Origin of the sequence: Candidatus Poriferisocius sp., assembly GCF_965202595.1 — a bacterium.
In the GTDB taxonomy this organism is placed as follows: domain Bacteria; phylum Actinomycetota; class Acidimicrobiia; order Acidimicrobiales; family Bin134; genus Poriferisocius.
The window spans coordinates 487756-504378 of sequence record NZ_OZ241836.1; the positions used below are offsets into that span (position 1 = coordinate 487756).

The window sequence follows — 16623 nt, forward strand, 5'->3', positions numbered from 1 at the left end:
ACTCGACCACCGCGCTGTGTCGTGGGTAGGTTCAGGCGGTTGTGGTGTCCAGCGCTGTGTCGTGGGTAGGTTTAGGCGGTTGTGGTGTCCAGCACAGTGTCGTGGAAGAAGTCGGGGCGGGCCTCGGTGAAGAAGCGGTGGGCGTTGGTGAGGGTGAAGGCCCGGAATTGGTTCTCGTCCAGCCAGCCGTGTTCAACCTGCTCCCACACCTCGGGCAGCACTCCGGCCATGTCGGGGACATCCCAGTGGCCCACATCGGAGGAGAAGATGGCGTTCAGGGTGGCACCCCCGGGCAGGGCTCCGTCGAAGGCCAGGCGGACGAGGGGGTCGTCGGCCTCGCAGCCGAACCAGTAGGAGCGGTGGATCTGCTCGAGTATGCCCTCGGGTCCGGTGATGCCGGCCGCCTCGAAATCGTGGAAGACATCCTTGGTGAAGGTGAACTGCTGCATCTTCCGGCCGAAACCGGCGGGCAGGTTGATGGGATCGCCGGCTTCGGCCAGCAGGGATTCGAAGCGGTCGGGCTCGAAGCGGGCCGGGTCGTAGGCCTTGAGGCCCTCGGGGCCACGCTTCTCCCAGTGGCCGACCAGGTCGCACAGCATCTGGGCCCCCCAGGTGACACCGCCTTCGAGGAAGCCGAGCCGCAGATCGGGAAAGCGGTGGGTGACCCCGCCGAAGAAGATGGATTTGGCGGTGGCCTCGCCGGCGGCGGCGAAGTTGCCCATGTGGTTGTAGGAGAAGTTGCTGATCGACCGGCGGCCGTGCCAGCCCATCGACCCGGAGTGGAAGCTGGCCGGGGTTTGCAGCTCCACCAGTCGTTGCCACAGGGGGTCGTAGTCGTAGGCCGAGTCCAGGCCCAGGGAGTCGATCCAGGTGGCCATCTCCCCGCCGGCCGGTAGTTGCCGGGGAACGAAGCCGCCGATCATCACCGCCTTGAAGCCCAGCTCGGTGACTGCGAAGTCGAGTTGTTCGAGGGCTTCGGCGGGGGTGTGGGTGGGGATGGCGGCCACCGGGGTGAGGCGGTCCTGAAGGCCCCGGTAGCTGTCGGCCAGGTAGCGGTTGAGCGCTCGGCAAAGCTGGTTGCGCACATCGTCGTCCGGGTAGCTGGGGAAGTTGAGCCCTATGCTGGGGTAGCACACCGCGAAGTCCATCCCCAGCTCTTGGATGCGGTCGTGGAACATCGCCGGCGACACCGCGGTGGCGAAGTCCCGGGTGTTGGCCAGCGGGAGCGCCCACCACGGCCCCCGGAAGGAGCGCCGGGCCAACCGCTCCTCGGGCGCCAAGGTGGCCCAGTTGGGTTCGCCGGAGAATGAGCAGTTGCCCATCTGGGCGTAGAGGCCGCCGGCGAGCCCCTCGTCGAGGCAGTACTCGTGCAGGGCCGGGTAGTGCTCGAACACGTGCCCGTCGGCATCGATGATCGGATGGCCGAGGTCGGCCCGAATGTCGGCGGCGGATCGCGAGCTGCTCATGGTGGGTACGTTATACAACCTCCGCGAATGTTACGGCTAGGGCTTGGGTTGGCAAGGGGGGGATTCCGGGAGAGCGTCGGGGGTGAGCGAGACGATGACTATCGATGTCCGGTGGTTGATCGGGAGCACGTCTTGGACCAGTGACTGTTGGGGTGGATTCTTGATCTCGGTAACCCGTGTTCCGTCGTATAGCTGCCACCGGATCAGGTCGATGGTGGCTTCTATGTCGTTCATGACCTCGCTTACCGGCTTGTTCCGCCATCGCCCGCAGGCGGGGTCGGATTCTGTTGCGCCGAAGACCTCATCACCGGTTGCTTCGCGGCCGATCTCGATGAGGACCTCGCTGCCTACGGCAACGGTGAACAAAACGACGTTCGGCCCGTCATAGCGGACATCCTCGTTTCCGGAAGCCGTTGACACCGCAGTGATGCGTCCGATCAGCCCGTCGGGCACTGGCACCTCGGTGACGGTCGCCGTCACGCCCGCAGCCCTCAACTTTCGGATGGGTAGTGAGGGGTCGGCGATGGGGGAGAGCACCTCGACCCTGACGTTCTGCCCGACGACAGTGACCGCAATCGCCTCCGCGGGGCTCTGGCGGGTGAAGAAAACCGCGCTGAGAAGGCCAATCGCCAACAGAGCAACCAGCGCTATTGCGAAGGATGGGTTGCGTCGTTTCGGCATCCCGGTAGCGGCGGCTCGCTGGAGGTGCGCCCCCAGCCGGTCCAGGAAGGGAGCGTTGAAGTCGTCGGAGGTCACTTGAGCACCTCGCTCAGGCGCTGTAGGCCCCTGAAGACCCGTACCCGTGCGGCACCGGGGCTGCAACCCAACTCGGCGGCGATCTCGGCGTACCCGAGCTGGTCTACCACTCGCAGAACGACGGCCGAACGGAGTTTGTGCGGGAGGGTGTTGAGAGCTTCAACCGCTTCGGCACCGTTGATGAGGTTTTCTGCTTCTCGCAGCTCGGTTGCCGTCGTCTCGTCGATGGGCTCGCGCGGGATGCCGAGGCGACGCCTTGCTCGTTCGCCGGCTTTGTGGCGTCGCCAGAACATGGCAAGTTGGTTCCGGGCGATTCCGTAGAGCCATTGTGCCGGTGTGCCCCGTTGAGGGTTGTACCGGTGTGCGTTCTCAAGCGCAGCGGCAAAGGTTTCTGCGCAGAGATCGGCGGCGACATCAGGATCGGCAGTGCGACGGTAGAAGTAGCGGAGCAAGGCCTCAGCTTGTTGCTCGTAGAAGGCACCGATGCTCAGGTCTTCAAGGTTGGGTGAGGGGTTGTAGTCGCCTGAGAATGATTTGAAGTATGAATCATACGTGTCAGCGAACACCTCGTCGGATTTACTCCCAGAAGCACAACTCACGGCCACAAGGCACACGGCTAACAGCCCGATAAGCCCTGCGAGCAGATCCCACCGGGGCCGTTTCGCAGGGCTGATGTTAAATGTCGTATGGATTTTCATGATGTCTCCACCTTTGGGTGGTGTTCTCATTTTCTCCACAAGTGACATATGCCGCAGGTGGACTCGGCTGACTGGTTGTTGCCCGCCAACCATTTGCCCTGTTCTTTGCCCGACCGCGACAGTTGTTACATAATCACTTCTGAGTAGGGCCGTGATTTGGACAACGCGTACAAGGCCGTGCCGCCGGACGAGCAGGAGATGGTGGCCAACCAGGGTGCTTGTCGTGGTCTCGATCTCGGTTGTTGTCGCAGGCGGGCGTACACTGGGTTGGCATGCGGGGCATCATCAGCTTCGGGGGCTATGTGCCGTACTGGCGTCTGGATCGGTCGACCATTGCGGCGGTTATGGGTCGGGGTGGTGGGCTGGGTACCCGAGCGGTGGCCTCCTACGACGAGGACACCACCACCATGGGGGTGGAGGCAGCCCGGCTGGCTCTGCGCTCCAGCGATGTCGAGCCCCGGGCGCTGTGGTTTGCCACCGCCGATCCGGCGTACCTGGAAAAGACCAACGCCACCACCATTCACGCCGCCCTGCGCCTGGACCCGTCGGTGGGTGCGTTGGATTTCGGGGGGGCGGTGCGCTCGGGAATCGGGGCGCTGCGCACCGCTCTGGAGTCGGGGGGACCGACGTTGGTGGTGGCGGCCGACATCCGGGGCGGGCTGCCCACCAGCGCCGACGAGGCCAACGGCGGTGACGGGGCCGCTGCATTCGTGGTGGGTGACGATTCCGATGGGCCGGTGGTGGCCGAACTGCTGGGAGCGGCATCGGCCACCGAGGAGTTCGTGGATCGCTGGCGCCAGCCGGGTTCGGTGACCACCGGCCAGTGGGAGGAGCGGTTCGGGGAGACCCGCTACGGACCGCTGGCCGCCCGGGCCTGGAAGGAGGCGCTGAGCGCGGCCGGGATCGGGGCCGGCGACGTGGATGTGGCCGTTGTCACCGGGGTGCACGGGCGGGCGGTCGGGCGGGTGACCGGTGGGCTGGGGGCGGCCCGGGTGGCCGACGATCTCACCGCGGTGGTGGGCAATGCCGGCACGGCCCATCCCGGTTTGGTGCTGGCCGGCGAGCTCGAGCAGGCCCAGCCGGGCCGGACCATCGCGGTGGTGGTGCTGGCCGACGGGGTGGAGGTGCTGATCCTGCGGGCCACCGGGGCCCTGGCCGACCGTACCTTTGCCCTGCCGGTGGCCGACCAGGTTGCCGCTGGGGAGGAGGTCGGCTACGCCACGTTCCTCAAGTGGAGGGAGATGATCCGGGTGCAGCCCCCCAACCGGCCCGAGCCGACCCGACCGTCGTCGGCCGCTGCGGCCAGGGCTCAGAGCTGGAAGTACGGGTTCGTGGGTAGCCGCGGTACCGAGAGCGGGACGCTGCACCTGCCGCCGGCCCGGGTGTCCATCCGGCCCGAGGACGAGTTGGACGCCATGGACCCGGCACCCATGGCCGACATCGGGGCCACGGTGGTGACCTTCACCATCGACCGGCTGGTCTACTCGGTGAGCCCGCCGGTGGTGTTCGCGGTGGTGGACTTCGACGGGGGTGGCCGCCTGCCGGTGGAGCTGACCGATGTGGATCCCGAGGCGGTGCGCATCGGTCAGCGGGTGGAGATGACCTTTAGGCGGTTGTACCGGGCCGACGGCATCAACAACTATTTCTGGAAGGCTCGACCGGCGAGGTCGGAGCGGTAGGAGGGGATTCATGGCCAGTCATGGCATCAAGGACCGGGTGGCGATCATCGGCATGAGCTGCACACCGTTTCGGGAGCACTGGGACAGGGGAACCGACGACCTTTTGATAGATGCCGCCACCGCAGCGTTTGCCTCCGCCGGGGTGGACAAGGGCGATGTTGATGCCTTCTGGTTGGGCACGGCCTCGAGTGGGATGAGCGGCCTCACGCTGAGCCGGCCGTTGAAGCTGGAGGGCAAGCCCGTCACCCGGGTGGAGAACTTTTGCGCCACCGGTTCCGAGGCGCTGCGCCAGGCGTGCTACGCGGTGGCTAGCGGGGCCTACGACATGGCCATGGCCATCGGGGTGGAGAAGATCAAGGACTCCGGCTACCAGGGGCTGAACGCTGCGCCCGTGCCCCACGACGGCACCGGGCGCAACCTGACCGCGGCGGCCATGTACAGCCTGGTGCTGCCCGCCTACGCCGCTCGCTACGGGGTGGATGAGGACGAGCTGCGGCTGGTGGTGGCCCGCATAGCCGAGAAGAACCACCGCAACGGGGTGCTCAACCCGCTGGCCCAGTTCCGCCGGGAGATGCCGGCCGAGAAGATCTGCCGAATGGCCGCGGTGGCCGGAAGGTTGTCGGTGTTCGACTGCGCCGGGGTGGCCGACGGTGCAGCCGCGGCCATCGTGGTGCGAGCCGCCGATGCCCACCGGTACAGCGAGGACCCGCTGTACATCAAGGCCCTGTCGTTCGTGTCGGGCACCGGTGGGGGGCTCATCGACCCCGACTACGACTACACCACGTTCCCGGAGTGCGAGATGGCCGGGGCGGACGCCTACCGCCAGGCCGGTGTCACCGATCCCCGGTCGGTGCTGGCCATGGCCGAGGTCCATGACTGCTTCACCCCCACCGAGATGGTGCTGATGGAGGATCTGGGGTTCTGCGAGCGGGGTACGGCCTGGAAGGAGGTGCTGGCCGGCACCTTCGAGCGCGACGGCGACATGCCGGTCAACCCCGACGGTGGGCTCAAGGCCTTCGGGCACCCGGTGGGGGCCTCCGGGTTGCGGATGCACTACGAGTGCTGGCTCCAGCTCCGGGGCCGGGCGGGGCCGGATCGCCAGATCGACCTGTCGTCCCGCAACCTCGGCCTCGTCCACAACCTGGGCGGTTACCCCGGAGAGATGGTCTCCTTCGTCTCCGTCCTCGGCCCCGAACCGGGATAGCGCCCCGGTTCAGCGGGGCCAGACCCGGGATAGCGCCTCGGTTCAGCGGGGCCAGACCCGGGGTAGCGCCTCGGTTCAGCGGGGCCAGACCCGGGGGCAGCGGGGGTGATCGACGGGGTCGCCCTCGGTGATCTCGGTGTGGTGGGGCTTCAGGGGGGTTCCGGGCTTGAAGCGGTAGACGGTGCCGTCGCCGCAGTAGCGCACCGAGATGGCCCGGCGCCATTGATCGGTGATGTTGGCGTGGGCCCCGTGCAGGGTCATGGCGTGATGCATGGCCACATCTCCGGGTGCCATGTCGAAGCTGAGCAGGTTCTCGGGGTCGTCCCGGTCGTAGGGGGGAACCTCCTCGCCGCGGGTGCCGGGCATGGGGAGCTGGCTCACGAACCAGTTGGGTCGGAAGTCCCGCTGCCACAGGTGCGAACCTCGCACGTAGACGGTGGCTCCGGTTTTCCTGGAGATGGGGTCGAGGGGGCACCAGATGGTGCATACCTTGTTGCCCTCCAGTTGGAAGTAGGCCATGTCCTGGTGGATGGCGGTGGGTTCCTGGGTGTGGGGCTCCTTCACCAGCACGCTGTCCTCGTAGAACCAGAGTTCCCGGCTCCGCAACAACTCCGCAGCCAGTTGGGGCAGCGGTGATCGGGTGGCGAAGCGTTCGAAATCGGGGTCGTCCCACCAGTGGTCGGTACCGCTGCGGAACTGGCCCCGGGCAGCGCCGGCCTTGGCCGCGGCGGGGTCGTTGAGCATTGTGCCCCCGCTGGACGGCACCACTGCGGAGCCCAACTCGGTCATGTTGGTCATGTTCTGGTGCCCCAGCACCCGCTTGACGGGCTCGGCCATGGAGTCCAGGACCTCGTGTGACAGCACCCCCCGTATCACCACCACGCCGTCGCGCCAGAAGGTCTTGATCTGCTGATCGGTAACCAGGGCAATACTCATGGTCGGAAAGCTAGCAAGGTATAGGGCCGGGGGTGGTCAGGCGATGATCTTGCGGTCGTGGAGGCGGGCGATCTCGGGGGCTGACAGGCCGAGCACATCGGCCATGACCTCGTCGGTGTGCTGGCCCAGCCGGGGGGCAGGGCCGGGATCGACCATATTGTCGGCGGGGAAGCGGAGCGGGGCACCGGGGGTGAGATAGCGCCCCGACCCGGGGTGGTCCACCTCGGCGAACAGCGGGTTGGCGGCGGAGCATCGGGGGTCGCCGGCCACCAGCTCCAGCATCGACTGGTAGCGTCCCCAGCACACCCCGTGGGCATCCAGGGCCTCGGCCGCCTCGGCCAGGGTGCGGTTTGCGCACCACCGAGCCACCATCGGGTTGATGCGATCACGGACCCGGTAGCGGTCGCCGTCGGTGCTGGTGAGGCTCAGGCCGGTCTCTGACTCCACCGCGGCCACCTCCCCGGCGATCCCGCAGGCGGCCACCAACCCCGTCCACTGCCGGGCACTGACCGCCACGATCTGGATGCGCTCGCCGTCGGCCAACTCGAAATCCCGGCCGAAGGCTCCGTACAGGTCGTTGCCGATCCGGGGTCGCTGGGTACCCAAAAGCTGTGCCTCGGCCACATGGCCGAGCATTGAAACCGCGGCCAGGGCCACATCGGACAGGGCCAGATTCACCAGACGACCCTGGCCGGTGCGGAACCGGTGGCGCTCGGCAGCCAGCACCCCGACGGCGGCGGTCTGGCCGCAGATGATGTCCCAGGCGGGCAGCACATGGTTGACCGTGCCGCCGGTACCGGTGAGCCACGGGTAGCCCATCGCGCAGTTGACGGTGTAGTCCACCGCGGTGGAGCCGTCGTGGTTGCCGGTTATGGCCACCATGATTAGGTCGTCACGGTGGCGGCGGAGGCTGTCGTAGGACAACCATCCGGTGGCCGGGAAGTTGGTCATCAAGATTCCGGCATCGGGCCCGGGAGCGGTGGCCAGCGCGGCGACCAGCTCTTTGCCCTCGGCCGAACCGATGTTCACCTGCACCGACCGCTTGCCCTTGTTGAGCCCCTCCCAGTACAGCGACCGCCCCTCGGGGGTGAGCGGCCACCGGTGGTTGTCGATCCCCCCGCCGATGGCATCGAACCGGATGACATCGGCCCCGAGCTGCGCCAGGGTCATGCCCCCCGATGGGCAGGCCACGAACGCCGACCCCTCCACCACCCGCATTCCCTCAAGAACACCGCTCATGGTTCGACTTTATTGATCGTCGGTAAGGCCGAGGCTGTCGATGAGGAAGGCCTTTTGGAGCAGCAGCAGGTTCTCGGCCACCTGCTCCTGGGGGGTCATGTGGGTGATGCCGGGCAGGGGAAGCACTCGGTGGGGGCGGCCGGCTTCGAACAGGGCTTGCGACAGTCTGAGGGTGTGGGCGGCGAAGACGTTGTCGTCGGCCAGGCCGCAGATCAACAGCAGGGGCCGGACCAGATTCCCGGCCATCGGGATGAGGCTGGTGCGGCTGTATGCCTCGGGGTGGTGGTCGGGGTGGCCCAGGTAGCGCTCGGTGTAGTGGGTGTCGTAGAGCCGCCAGTCGGTGACCGGGGCCCCGGCGATGGCGGAGTGGAACCGGTCGGGTCGAGCCAGCACGGCCAGCGCCGCCAGGTAGCCACCGAAGGACCAACCCCGGATGGCCACCCGGTCGAGGTCCAGCCGGGGATGCTGCTCGGCCAGCGCGTCGAGGGCATCGATCTGATCCTCGAGCACGGGGTGGGCCAGATCGCCGGCCACCGCCCGCTCCCACTGGGGGCCGCGAGCGGGGGTGCCCCGGCCGTCGGTGATGACCACGGCGAATCCCTGATCGGCGAACCATTGCGAAACCAGGTACGGCGATCCGGCCCTGAGCACCCGCTGGGCGTGGGGACCGCCGTAGGGATCGAGCAGCACCGGCAGCGGCTCATCGCCGGTTCCGGGGTCACCCGAGGGGTACAGCACAGCGGTCCGCAGTTCCCTGTGACCGACTACTGCCAACCGGGGTGACGGGAATCGGGTGGGCGTAGCGGCTCGGGAGGTGATCGGGATGCGCCGGGTGGGGGTTACGGCTTCGACCTCGCCAGGCCGGTCGGTTCCGGCTGCTCGGACGTTGGCTGTGGTGTGGCCTCCGGTTGCTCGGGCGTTGGCTGTGGTGTGGCCCCCGGCTGCTCGGACGATCACCGTGGTGTCGCCCCCGGCTTCGGCACTGTGGACACCGGGGTCGGTGGTGAGCCGTTGCAGCTCGCCGCCGCTGCTGAGCTGCCACACGTGGGCCTCGGTGGGATCGTCGGAAGCGATGAACACCACCCGGCGCTCGTCGGCGGCAACCACCCGCCGGACCTGTAGCGTTTCGGGGGTTGCCCCGGTTCCGTCCACCACCAACCGCCGGGCCGTACCCCGATCCTGCACGGTTACCAGGTGCTCACCCATCCACGCCGGGGTGCCGGGCACCAGCTCCACCCACGGCGATGCGGATTGACGGGCCAACTCGACGGTGGCTCCGGTGCTGGGATCCACCTCGAGGACGAGCACCGTGCACTGGTCACGGCTTTGCACCGCTATCACGGGATTCGACCGGGGGGCCCAGCCGGCTCGAGCCAGGTATTCGTAGGTGCCCCGATCCCAGGACACTTCCACCCGGCTGCCGTCCAGGCCGAGAATGGCCAGGGATACATCGGCGTTGATGGTTCCCGCGGCCGGGTATGCCATGGGGGTGGGCGGAGCGGCCGGGTCGGCGGGTGAGGCTATGTACCAGGTGGGTACCGGGGCGGTGTCCACTCGGGCGGCCATCAGGTGCCGGCTGCCGGGGGACCACCAGAATCCCCGGGTGCGCCCCATCTCCTCGGCGGCGATGAACTCGGGGGATCCCCAGCTCACCGTCCCTCCCGGCTCGTTTATTACCGGCCGGTCCGGGCCGGTGGCTGAGGCCTCCACCACCCGCAGGCCGGTGCCGGACACGTAAGCCACCTGCTGCCCATCGGGGGAGGGCCGGGGATCGAACGCCCCCGGTCGAGTCGGCAGAGCCCTTACGGTGTCCTGGGTGGGGTCGTCGCCGATCTCGGCCAAAAACACCTGGTCGCCCAGGGTGAAGGCGATCCTGCTCAGGTGAGGATCCCCGGCATGGGCCACGATCCCCCCACCGCTCTCGCGCACCCTTTCCCGCCGGGCCCGCTCGGCCGGGGGCAGGTTCTCGTTTCCGGCGTCGGCCTCCAGCGCGATGGGGTCGGCCACCAGCCGTTCCGTGCCGGTGACGGTGTCGAGCACCCAGAGCCGGTTCACCGGATCGGTGCCCGATTCGCTGCGCAAAAAGGCCACCCGGCGGCCGTCACCGGACACCGAGAAGCTGCGGGGAGCCCCCAGGGTGAAGCCCCGGGTGCGGGCGTGGAGGCGAGGGAACGAGTCGGTCATGGGGGCTTGGTCATGGGAGGGGGATGGGTTGGTCATGGGGGCTTGGTCATGGGAGGGGAACAAGTCGGTCATGGGGGCTTGGTCATGGGAGATTGAACGAATCCAGGTCGGCGGCTGCGGTCGCGGCCCGGGTCAACAGCGCCAGCGAGGTGGGTTCGGGCATCATCACCCCCACCGCCACGGTCACCAGCATGGCCTCCACCGCGTAGGCAATGTGGTGCCGATAGGCCAGCCATGCCGGGTCGAAAGCGGGCCCGCTGGGTCCGAGCCGATCCAGGTAGCCGGCCAGCAGCTCCCGCTCCGCTTTTCTGCGGGTCTCGGGGGTGAGGGAGGTGGCCAGCAGGTAGGCAACATCTCGGGCCCACGGTCCGGCTCGGCAGAGCTGCCAGTCCACCAGGCCGGGGCGGCCGTCGGCGGTGGTGAACTGGTTGCCGGGGTGGCAGTCGTTGTGGATCAGCGTGGCCGCCCCGGCCGCCATGACGGCGTGGGCGGTACGACGATTGCGGGAGTAATGGGAGATGGGCTGGTGCAGCGTCGGGGGCACGGCCGGTCCGGCCCGGCGCAGTCCCAGGCGGCACAGCGAGGGGCTGAGCAGCGTTCCCAGCATCAGTTCTCGCCGGGGGTTGCGGGACAGCCACGGGTGGGAGTCCGTGCGGTCCCACCAACGGCGGTGCATGCCGGCCAGTGCATCCAGCAGCCCGGCCGCCTCGTCGGCGGTTATTGCTTCGGTAGCCGATCTCGGGGTCGCGCCGGCGGCGAGCAGGTCGTCCAGCACCACGATGAAGCCCCACCGGCGGTGCCGGGCTGCGTGGCACAGGGGGGTGGGCACCGGCACGTGTTGGCGCAGTTCGGTGTAGAACCCCACCTCGGCCCGACTCAGCCGGGGCACGGCCACCATTGCTCGGGCCACCGGGCGGCGCGACGGTCGCTTGACGAACACCGGGAGGCAGTCGCCATCGGTCATTTGCAGCCGGGCCCGGGTCCGCCGGGTGGTGCCGGATCGGTCGTCGATAACCTCTATCCCGCGCACCGGTCGATCCAGCAGCCTGCCCATGGGCCCGGGGCGCAGCCCACAGGTCCCGATGGAGTCGCCGATCCCGCGCACCGGTCGATCCAGCAGCCTGCCCATGAGCCCCTTCAGGTCTTCCTCCAGATGGTGCCTTTGGGGGTGTCCTCCAGCACGATCCCCTCGGCGGCGAGCTGGTCGCGGATGCGGTCGGCGGTGGCGAAGTCCTTGGCGGCCCGGGCCCGGTCCCGCTCGGCCACCAGTTCCTGCGTCGCGGAAGCGAGGGGGGTGTCCTCGCTTTGGTCGTGGCCGGTTGGGGCCAGGCCCAAAGCGGTGGTCAGGTGGCTCACCGTGGAGTGGGCGGTCGCTGCTTGGTCGGTGTCACCGGTGTCCAGCGCGGCGTTGGCCTTGCGAACCGCCTCGAACACCACCGCCAGCGCCGCAGGGGTGGCGAAGTCATCGTCCATGGCGGCGGTGAAGCGAGCCACCGCATCGGCATCGGGGGGCGGGGACCGATCCAGACCGGACGCAGCGGCGCGCCGGTACCAGGCACCGAGCCGATCCAGCGCTCCGGCCGCCCCCTCCAGGGCTTCGTCGCTCAATTCCATGACCGTGCGGTAGTGGGTCTGGAGCATGAGCAGCCGCAGCACCTGGGGGTCGCAGGCATCCAGCAAGTCGGACAGGGTGGTGAAGTTGCCCAGCGACTTGGCCATCTTCTCGCCGTTCACGTTGAGCATGGCCCCGTGAATCCAGTGGCGGGCGAAGCCCAGGCCCGCCCCCTCGGCCTCGGCCACCTCGTTCTGGTGGTGGGGAAAGGCCAGGTCGTCGCCCCCGCCGTGGATGTCGAAGGTTGCGCCCAGCAAATCCACCGCCATGGCCACGCATTCGATGTGCCAGCCGGGGCGGCCCGGCCCCCACGGGGAGTCCCACGCCGGCTCGCCCGGCTTGGCCGCCTTCCAGAGGGCGAAGTCCAGGGGGTCTTTCTTGTCGTCGTCCACCTCCACCCGGGCTCCCGCTCCTTGCCGCAACTCCTCGGGCGTGCGCCCGATCAGATCGCCGTAGCGACCATGGGCGGCCACCGAGAAGTACACCCCCTTGCCCTCTATGGCGTAGGCCGCACCTTTACGGTGAAGGTCACCGACCAGGTCGATCATCTGCTGCACGTATCCGGTGGCGTGGGGCTGGTGGTCGGGTGGCAGGATGCCGAACCGGTCCATCTGGTTCACGTAAGCCTGCTTGTAGCGGTTGGCCAGCTCGGGCTCGGTGGTGGCGGTCTCGGCCGCTCGGGCGATGATCTTGTCGTCTATGTCGGTGATGTTGGATACGAACACCACCTCGTATCCCCGCCATTGGAGGTAGCGGCGGATCATGTCGAAGGTGAACGCGGTGCGGGCGTGGCCGGCGTGGGGCACGTCGTAAACGGTGGGCCCGCACACGTACATCGACACCCGCCCGGCGACCAGCGGCTCGAACGGCACCACCGCCCTGCGCCTGGTGTCGTAGAAGGAGAGCACGAAACCAGGTTAGTTACCTACGGATTAGTTACCTACGGTTGAAACTCGACACGTGGGAACGAAGGGTGCGCCATAGGGGGTTACAGTCGTTGGTTGATGCAGCATGAGGCCGTGGATCCGGCGGTGATGCGCCGGGCCTGGCTGGTGCTGGTGGTGGTGAGCCTGGCCAGTTTTCAAACGGCCATGTCGCTGTCGATCATCTTCGTGGTGTATGCCGACCTGAGGGAGTCCTTTCCCGGTGCCGGCGAGGCCGAGCTGTCGTGGGTCATCAACTCCTTCAGCATCGTCGGGGCGGCCACCCTGGTGATAGGCGGGGTTCTGGGGGAGCGGTGGGGGCGGCGGCGGACCCTGCTGGTGGGCATCTGGGTGTTCACGCTGGCCTCCGCCGGGGCCGCGCTCGCCCCAAGTACCGGCGTGCTCATCGTCGCCCGGGCCCTCCAGGGCATCGGCACCTCGCTGAGCCTGCCCATGGGGGCGGCCATCGTGATCGATGCCTTCCCGGTTTCCCGCCGGGGAACCGGTGTGGGAGCGTGGTCGGCCAACGGTGCGGTGGCGGCGGCCATGGGCCCCTCGGTGGGAGCGCTGCTGGTTCACGTGGGTGACTGGCGCTGGGCGTTCTGGCTGAACGTGCCGTTCGGGGTGATAGCTCTGGTTTGCATCGCCAGGGTTATCGAGGAGCACCGCAGTCCCCGGTCCCCGGAGTGGCCCGACCGGCTGGGAGCGCTCATGCTGCTTGCCGGCGTGGGTGCGATGGTGTTCGCCTTGGTGCAGAGCCGGGAGTGGTCGTGGGCCGACCCGGGGGTGCTGGTTGCGCTCATCGGGGGGCCGCTGGTGCTCGGGCTGCTGGTTCGCCGGTCGCGCAACCATCGCATGCCGGTGATAGATCCTGGCCTGTTCCGCTACCGGAGCTTCCGGTTGGGCAACTACGGGATGCTGGTGTTCTCGATCGCCTTCTTCGGGCACCAGTTGGTGGGGGTCAACTACCTGACCACCGTCTGGGGGTTGCCGATCTTCGAAGCCGGGTTGCTGCTCACCCCGGTGTTCGTTTTCACCGGTCTGCTGTCGGCTCTGTCGGGCCGGTGGGCCGACCGCTGGGGCCCGGCCGGATTCGTGGTCGCCGGAAGCCTCATGTGGACGGGGGGCATGGTGTGGCAGTGGGTCACGTTGGGGGGTCGGGAGGATCTCACGGGGTGGGTGCTCAGTGTCACCCTGGCGGGGGTGGGGTCGGGCCTGGTGTGGGGGTCGCTGTTCGCGGTGATGGTTGCCGACCTGCCCAGCGGCCTGCTGGCGTCGGGGTCCAGCGTTGCCCAGACCATGATGCGGGTGGGCAACGCCTTCGGGGTGGCCATAGCGGTGACCATCATCGGTGCCACTCTGGCGGCGGGCCGGATCGGCAACCTCGGTACCAGCTACATCATGCTGGCTGCCGGGGGCGTGGTGACCGCCGGCCTGGGCATGCGCTGCGCTCGGGCCTCCGATCCGGGCGGTGCAATATAGTCACCAGCGCGGGCAGGCATCGTGAAAGTCCGCTCCGAACCTCCGATCCGGGCGGTGCAATATAGTCACCAGCGCGGGCAGGCATCGTGAAAGTCCGCTCCGAACCTCCGATCCGGGCGGTGCAATATAGTCACGGGGATGAGCGGCGCTGTTCATACACTTTGTTCACAAACTTGATGAGGGCGATCCGGGGCGGTGACTGAGGAGCGGCTGGAGGCGCGGGTTCTGGCCATCTGGCAGACCCGGCGAGCCCGGTGGGTCTACCGGGCCCTGCGCGTGGTGGTCAAAGCGGTGGTTCGCTCCTACCTCCGGGTCGAAATGGTGGGAGCGGAGCGCCTGGCGGTCGAGGGGCCGTTCATCATCGCCCCGGTTCACCGTTCCAACCTGGACGGCCCGCTGGTGAACTCCCGGTGTCCCCGGATCGTGCGGTCGCTGGCCAAGCGGGAGATGTTTCCGGGCCGGGTCGGAACATGGATAAGCGCCATGCTGGGAGCGTTTCCCGTGAACCGGGGGGCGGGGGATCGCCGATCGCTGCAAGCGGCTGCCAATTTGATCGGCCGGGGGGAGCCGCTGCTGGTGTTCCCCGAGGGTTCCCGCCAGTCGGGGCATCGGGTCGGTGAGATCTTCGGTGGTACCGCTTTTCTGGCTGCCCGGTCGGGGGTTCCGATCCTGCCGGTGGGCATTGCCGGGACCGAGGAGGCCATGCCTCCGGGGGCCAGGTTTCCCCGCCGGGTGCCCATCTCGATCGTGATTGCCGAACCGCTGCCGCCCCCCGAGTTGGAGGGCGGGCGATTGCCGTCTTTGCAGCGCAACGAGTTCACCGCCCGCTTGCGGGAGGCCATGCAGGTGGCCATGGATGAAGCCGTCGAGCGGGCCTCATCCATGGCCGGTTAGGAACCCGGCTGCTATTCGCCAGGCTGATAACCGGGAGTGGATTGGTTATTCGCCAGGCTGCTATCCGGGAGTGGATTGGTTATTCGCCAGGCTGCTATCCGGGAGTGGATTGGTTATTCGCCAGGCTGCTATCCGGGAGTGGATTGGTTATCGGAGGGCGCATCAATCAGGTTGTTGAAAGCTTCAGGCGAAATGTCGCAGTCGGACAACGCATCCGCCAGCGCTGACATGGCAGGGGTCTCAAGTATTGAGGTTATGTCCATGTTTTCTTCGGACATGCCATCCATCATGTTTTCCATTATGGAGAACATTTCCTCCAGTATGTCATCTATTTGGGAAGACGTTCCCAAGTCGATGTTCAACATGCAAAGGGCAGCTTCGTAGTCCAAAGATGATGTGATGGCAAGGCCGACAGCTAGCAGCATATTCAGAACTTCCTCACCACATTGCTCAAGCAGCTTTTCTTCAAGGTACTGTTCTGCCTCACCGTCGGTGTCGCTGAACAAGGTGCTTAGGGTAAACATCTCCAGAGTTGTGGTGTCAGCCACCATCATCTCGGCACACTCGCTGACTACCCGGGCGACATCGGGGGGCAGTGTGACCGTCCCAGGGTCCATGTCCGCATTTTCCAATAGCCAGCCTATGTCCAGCACTTTCCTGATTCCCATCTCGGCACAACGCTGCGTGTTCTCAACGAACAGCGACATTTCTGCTTCGGTCAGCAAATCATCCGGTAGCTTGTCGTCCAACCGTGTCGTGTCAGCGGCATCGGCCACTATTTCCAACCGATCCCCCTCAATGGTTTCCAGAAATGCGTTGGCGTAGCATTCGCCTACCTCTCGGCCACCATCGTCTCCGACCAGCCAAACCATCAACTTGGTGATGTAGTCAGCAGTGTTGGCGCTGCCGGCTCTTTGTGGTTGCTCGGAGTGCTCCCCGAAATCGCTGTCATCCACGGGCATCGGCACCGCCTGGGCATTATCGTCATCGAATGACGACCCATCCTCCGGCCCGGGGGTTGCGCCCGTCTCGCCGGCGGTGGATTGACTGTCAACGCTAGTGGTCTCGGGTTCGGGTTGTTCGCCGTTGTCGGGTTCGGCATCGGGTTCGGGTTGTTCGCCGTTGCCGGGTTCGGGTTGTTCGCCGTTGCCGGGTTCGGTGTCGGGTTGTTCGCCGTTGCCGGGTTCGGTGTCGGGCACCTGCTCCACCGCCGGTGGGGAAACGGGTTCGTCGTCGTTGCCGCAGCCTGCGGCGATCAGCGCGGCTATTGCCAGGGCGGCACCCCAGCGCGACCAGCGGGTTTTGGCAAAAGTGGTTGTCATTTTCAGCTCTCCTTAATGGTTTTCATTACGTGACAGGAAGGGAAAAGTGGATCCCTTCCCGCCAGCGCTGATGAACACAACCAGCAGGCTAGCGACGGTTACCCCATTTGTCAGCGCGCCCCCCCTCCGACGATCACCCCATTTGTCAGCGCGCCCCCCTCCTACGGTTACCCCATTTGTCAGCGCGCCCCCCTCCTACGGTTACCCCATTTGTCAGCGCGCCCCTTG

The 16623-nt window shown here is 67.1% G+C and carries 13 protein-coding genes; 4 read left to right on the plus strand and 9 right to left on the minus strand.

What is annotated here, in order from left to right; translation table 11 throughout:
- Positions 1 to 71 precede the first annotated feature (71 nt).
- From ACOGXC_RS02570 to ACOGXC_RS02580, 3 genes are read right to left on the minus strand one after another with little or no spacing between them, the layout of a single operon-like run.
- Complete coding sequence (locus tag ACOGXC_RS02570) at positions 72 to 1466, minus strand: amidohydrolase family protein (RefSeq protein ID WP_419919161.1); 1395 nt, start codon at positions 1464 to 1466, stop codon at positions 72 to 74.
- Between the two features lie 36 nt (positions 1467 to 1502).
- Positions 1503 to 2222: a hypothetical protein gene (locus tag ACOGXC_RS02575; RefSeq protein ID WP_419919162.1), complete on the minus strand. Its 720-nt coding sequence runs from the start codon at positions 2220 to 2222 to the stop codon at positions 1503 to 1505.
- Positions 2219 to 2788: an RNA polymerase sigma factor gene (locus tag ACOGXC_RS02580; protein WP_419919163.1), complete on the minus strand. Its 570-nt coding sequence runs from the start codon at positions 2786 to 2788 to the stop codon at positions 2219 to 2221. The genes ACOGXC_RS02575 and ACOGXC_RS02580 overlap by 4 nt, the downstream gene beginning before the upstream one ends.
- A gap of 404 nt (positions 2789 to 3192) precedes the next feature.
- On the opposite strand from ACOGXC_RS02580, the gene ACOGXC_RS02585 reads away from it, so the two are divergent.
- Both ACOGXC_RS02585 and ACOGXC_RS02590 read left to right on the plus strand, forming a co-directional pair.
- Positions 3193 to 4599 (plus strand): OB-fold domain-containing protein, encoded by a 1407-nt coding sequence (locus ACOGXC_RS02585; RefSeq protein WP_419919164.1) that lies wholly within the window; start codon positions 3193 to 3195, stop codon positions 4597 to 4599.
- Positions 4600 to 4609: 10 nt separating this feature from the next.
- On the plus strand, positions 4610 to 5803 hold the full coding sequence (locus tag ACOGXC_RS02590; protein WP_419919165.1) for an acetyl-CoA acetyltransferase: 1194 nt from the start codon (positions 4610 to 4612) through the stop codon (positions 5801 to 5803).
- Positions 5804 to 5878: 75 nt separating this feature from the next.
- Here ACOGXC_RS02590 and ACOGXC_RS02595 read toward each other — a convergent pair whose 3' ends face one another.
- The 5 genes from ACOGXC_RS02595 to cysS are packed head-to-tail and all read right to left on the minus strand — an operon-like array spanning position 5879 to position 12682.
- Positions 5879 to 6739 (minus strand): phytanoyl-CoA dioxygenase family protein, encoded by an 861-nt coding sequence (locus ACOGXC_RS02595; RefSeq protein ID WP_419919166.1) that lies wholly within the window; start codon positions 6737 to 6739, stop codon positions 5879 to 5881.
- Positions 6740 to 6775: 36 nt separating this feature from the next.
- Positions 6776 to 7978, minus strand: a complete 1203-nt coding sequence (locus ACOGXC_RS02600; RefSeq protein ID WP_419919167.1) for a CoA transferase — start codon at positions 7976 to 7978, stop codon at positions 6776 to 6778.
- 9 nt (positions 7979 to 7987) lie between these two features.
- Positions 7988 to 10234, minus strand: coding sequence for a prolyl oligopeptidase family serine peptidase (locus ACOGXC_RS02605; RefSeq protein ID WP_419919168.1), 2247 nt, complete (start codon positions 10232 to 10234; stop codon positions 7988 to 7990).
- A 10-nt stretch (positions 10235 to 10244) separates the two neighbouring features.
- Positions 10245 to 11291 (minus strand): phosphotransferase, encoded by a 1047-nt coding sequence (locus ACOGXC_RS02610; protein WP_419919169.1) that lies wholly within the window; start codon positions 11289 to 11291, stop codon positions 10245 to 10247.
- Positions 11292 to 11299: 8 nt separating this feature from the next.
- Complete coding sequence (gene cysS, locus ACOGXC_RS02615; RefSeq protein ID WP_419919170.1) at positions 11300 to 12682, minus strand: cysteine--tRNA ligase; 1383 nt, start codon at positions 12680 to 12682, stop codon at positions 11300 to 11302.
- 96 nt (positions 12683 to 12778) lie between these two features.
- Between cysS and ACOGXC_RS02620 the strand changes: the two genes are divergently transcribed.
- Positions 12779 to 14179, plus strand: coding sequence for an MFS transporter (locus ACOGXC_RS02620; RefSeq protein WP_419919171.1), 1401 nt, complete (start codon positions 12779 to 12781; stop codon positions 14177 to 14179).
- Positions 14180 to 14374: 195 nt separating this feature from the next.
- A complete protein-coding gene (locus ACOGXC_RS02625; protein WP_419919172.1) occupies positions 14375 to 15073 on the plus strand; it encodes a lysophospholipid acyltransferase family protein in 699 nt (232 codons plus the stop codon).
- 128 nt (positions 15074 to 15201) lie between these two features.
- Here ACOGXC_RS02625 and ACOGXC_RS02630 read toward each other — a convergent pair whose 3' ends face one another.
- Complete coding sequence (locus tag ACOGXC_RS02630) at positions 15202 to 16281, minus strand: hypothetical protein (protein ID WP_419919173.1); 1080 nt, start codon at positions 16279 to 16281, stop codon at positions 15202 to 15204.
- Positions 16282 to 16623: the final 342 nt, after the last annotated feature.

What these genes read in the sequence shown, in the direction of transcription:
- ACOGXC_RS02595 (WP_419919166.1), bottom strand. Translation starts at nt 6,739, where the DNA reads ATGAGTATTGCCCTGGTTACCGATCAGCAGATCAAGACCTTCTGGCGC.
- ACOGXC_RS02585 (WP_419919164.1), top strand. Translation starts at nt 3,193, where the DNA reads ATGCGGGGCATCATCAGCTTCGGGGGCTATGTGCCGTACTGGCGTCTG.
- ACOGXC_RS02570 (WP_419919161.1), bottom strand. Translation starts at nt 1,466, where the DNA reads ATGAGCAGCTCGCGATCCGCCGCCGACATTCGGGCCGACCTCGGCCAT.
- ACOGXC_RS02605 (WP_419919168.1), bottom strand. Translation starts at nt 10,234, where the DNA reads ATGACCGACTTGTTCCCCTCCCATGACCAAGCCCCCATGACCAACCCA.
- ACOGXC_RS02620 (WP_419919171.1), top strand. Translation starts at nt 12,779, where the DNA reads ATGCAGCATGAGGCCGTGGATCCGGCGGTGATGCGCCGGGCCTGGCTG.
- ACOGXC_RS02600 (WP_419919167.1), bottom strand. Translation starts at nt 7,978, where the DNA reads ATGAGCGGTGTTCTTGAGGGAATGCGGGTGGTGGAGGGGTCGGCGTTC.
- ACOGXC_RS02590 (WP_419919165.1), top strand. Translation starts at nt 4,610, where the DNA reads ATGGCCAGTCATGGCATCAAGGACCGGGTGGCGATCATCGGCATGAGC.
- ACOGXC_RS02610 (WP_419919169.1), bottom strand. Translation starts at nt 11,291, where the DNA reads ATGGGCAGGCTGCTGGATCGACCGGTGCGCGGGATCGGCGACTCCATC.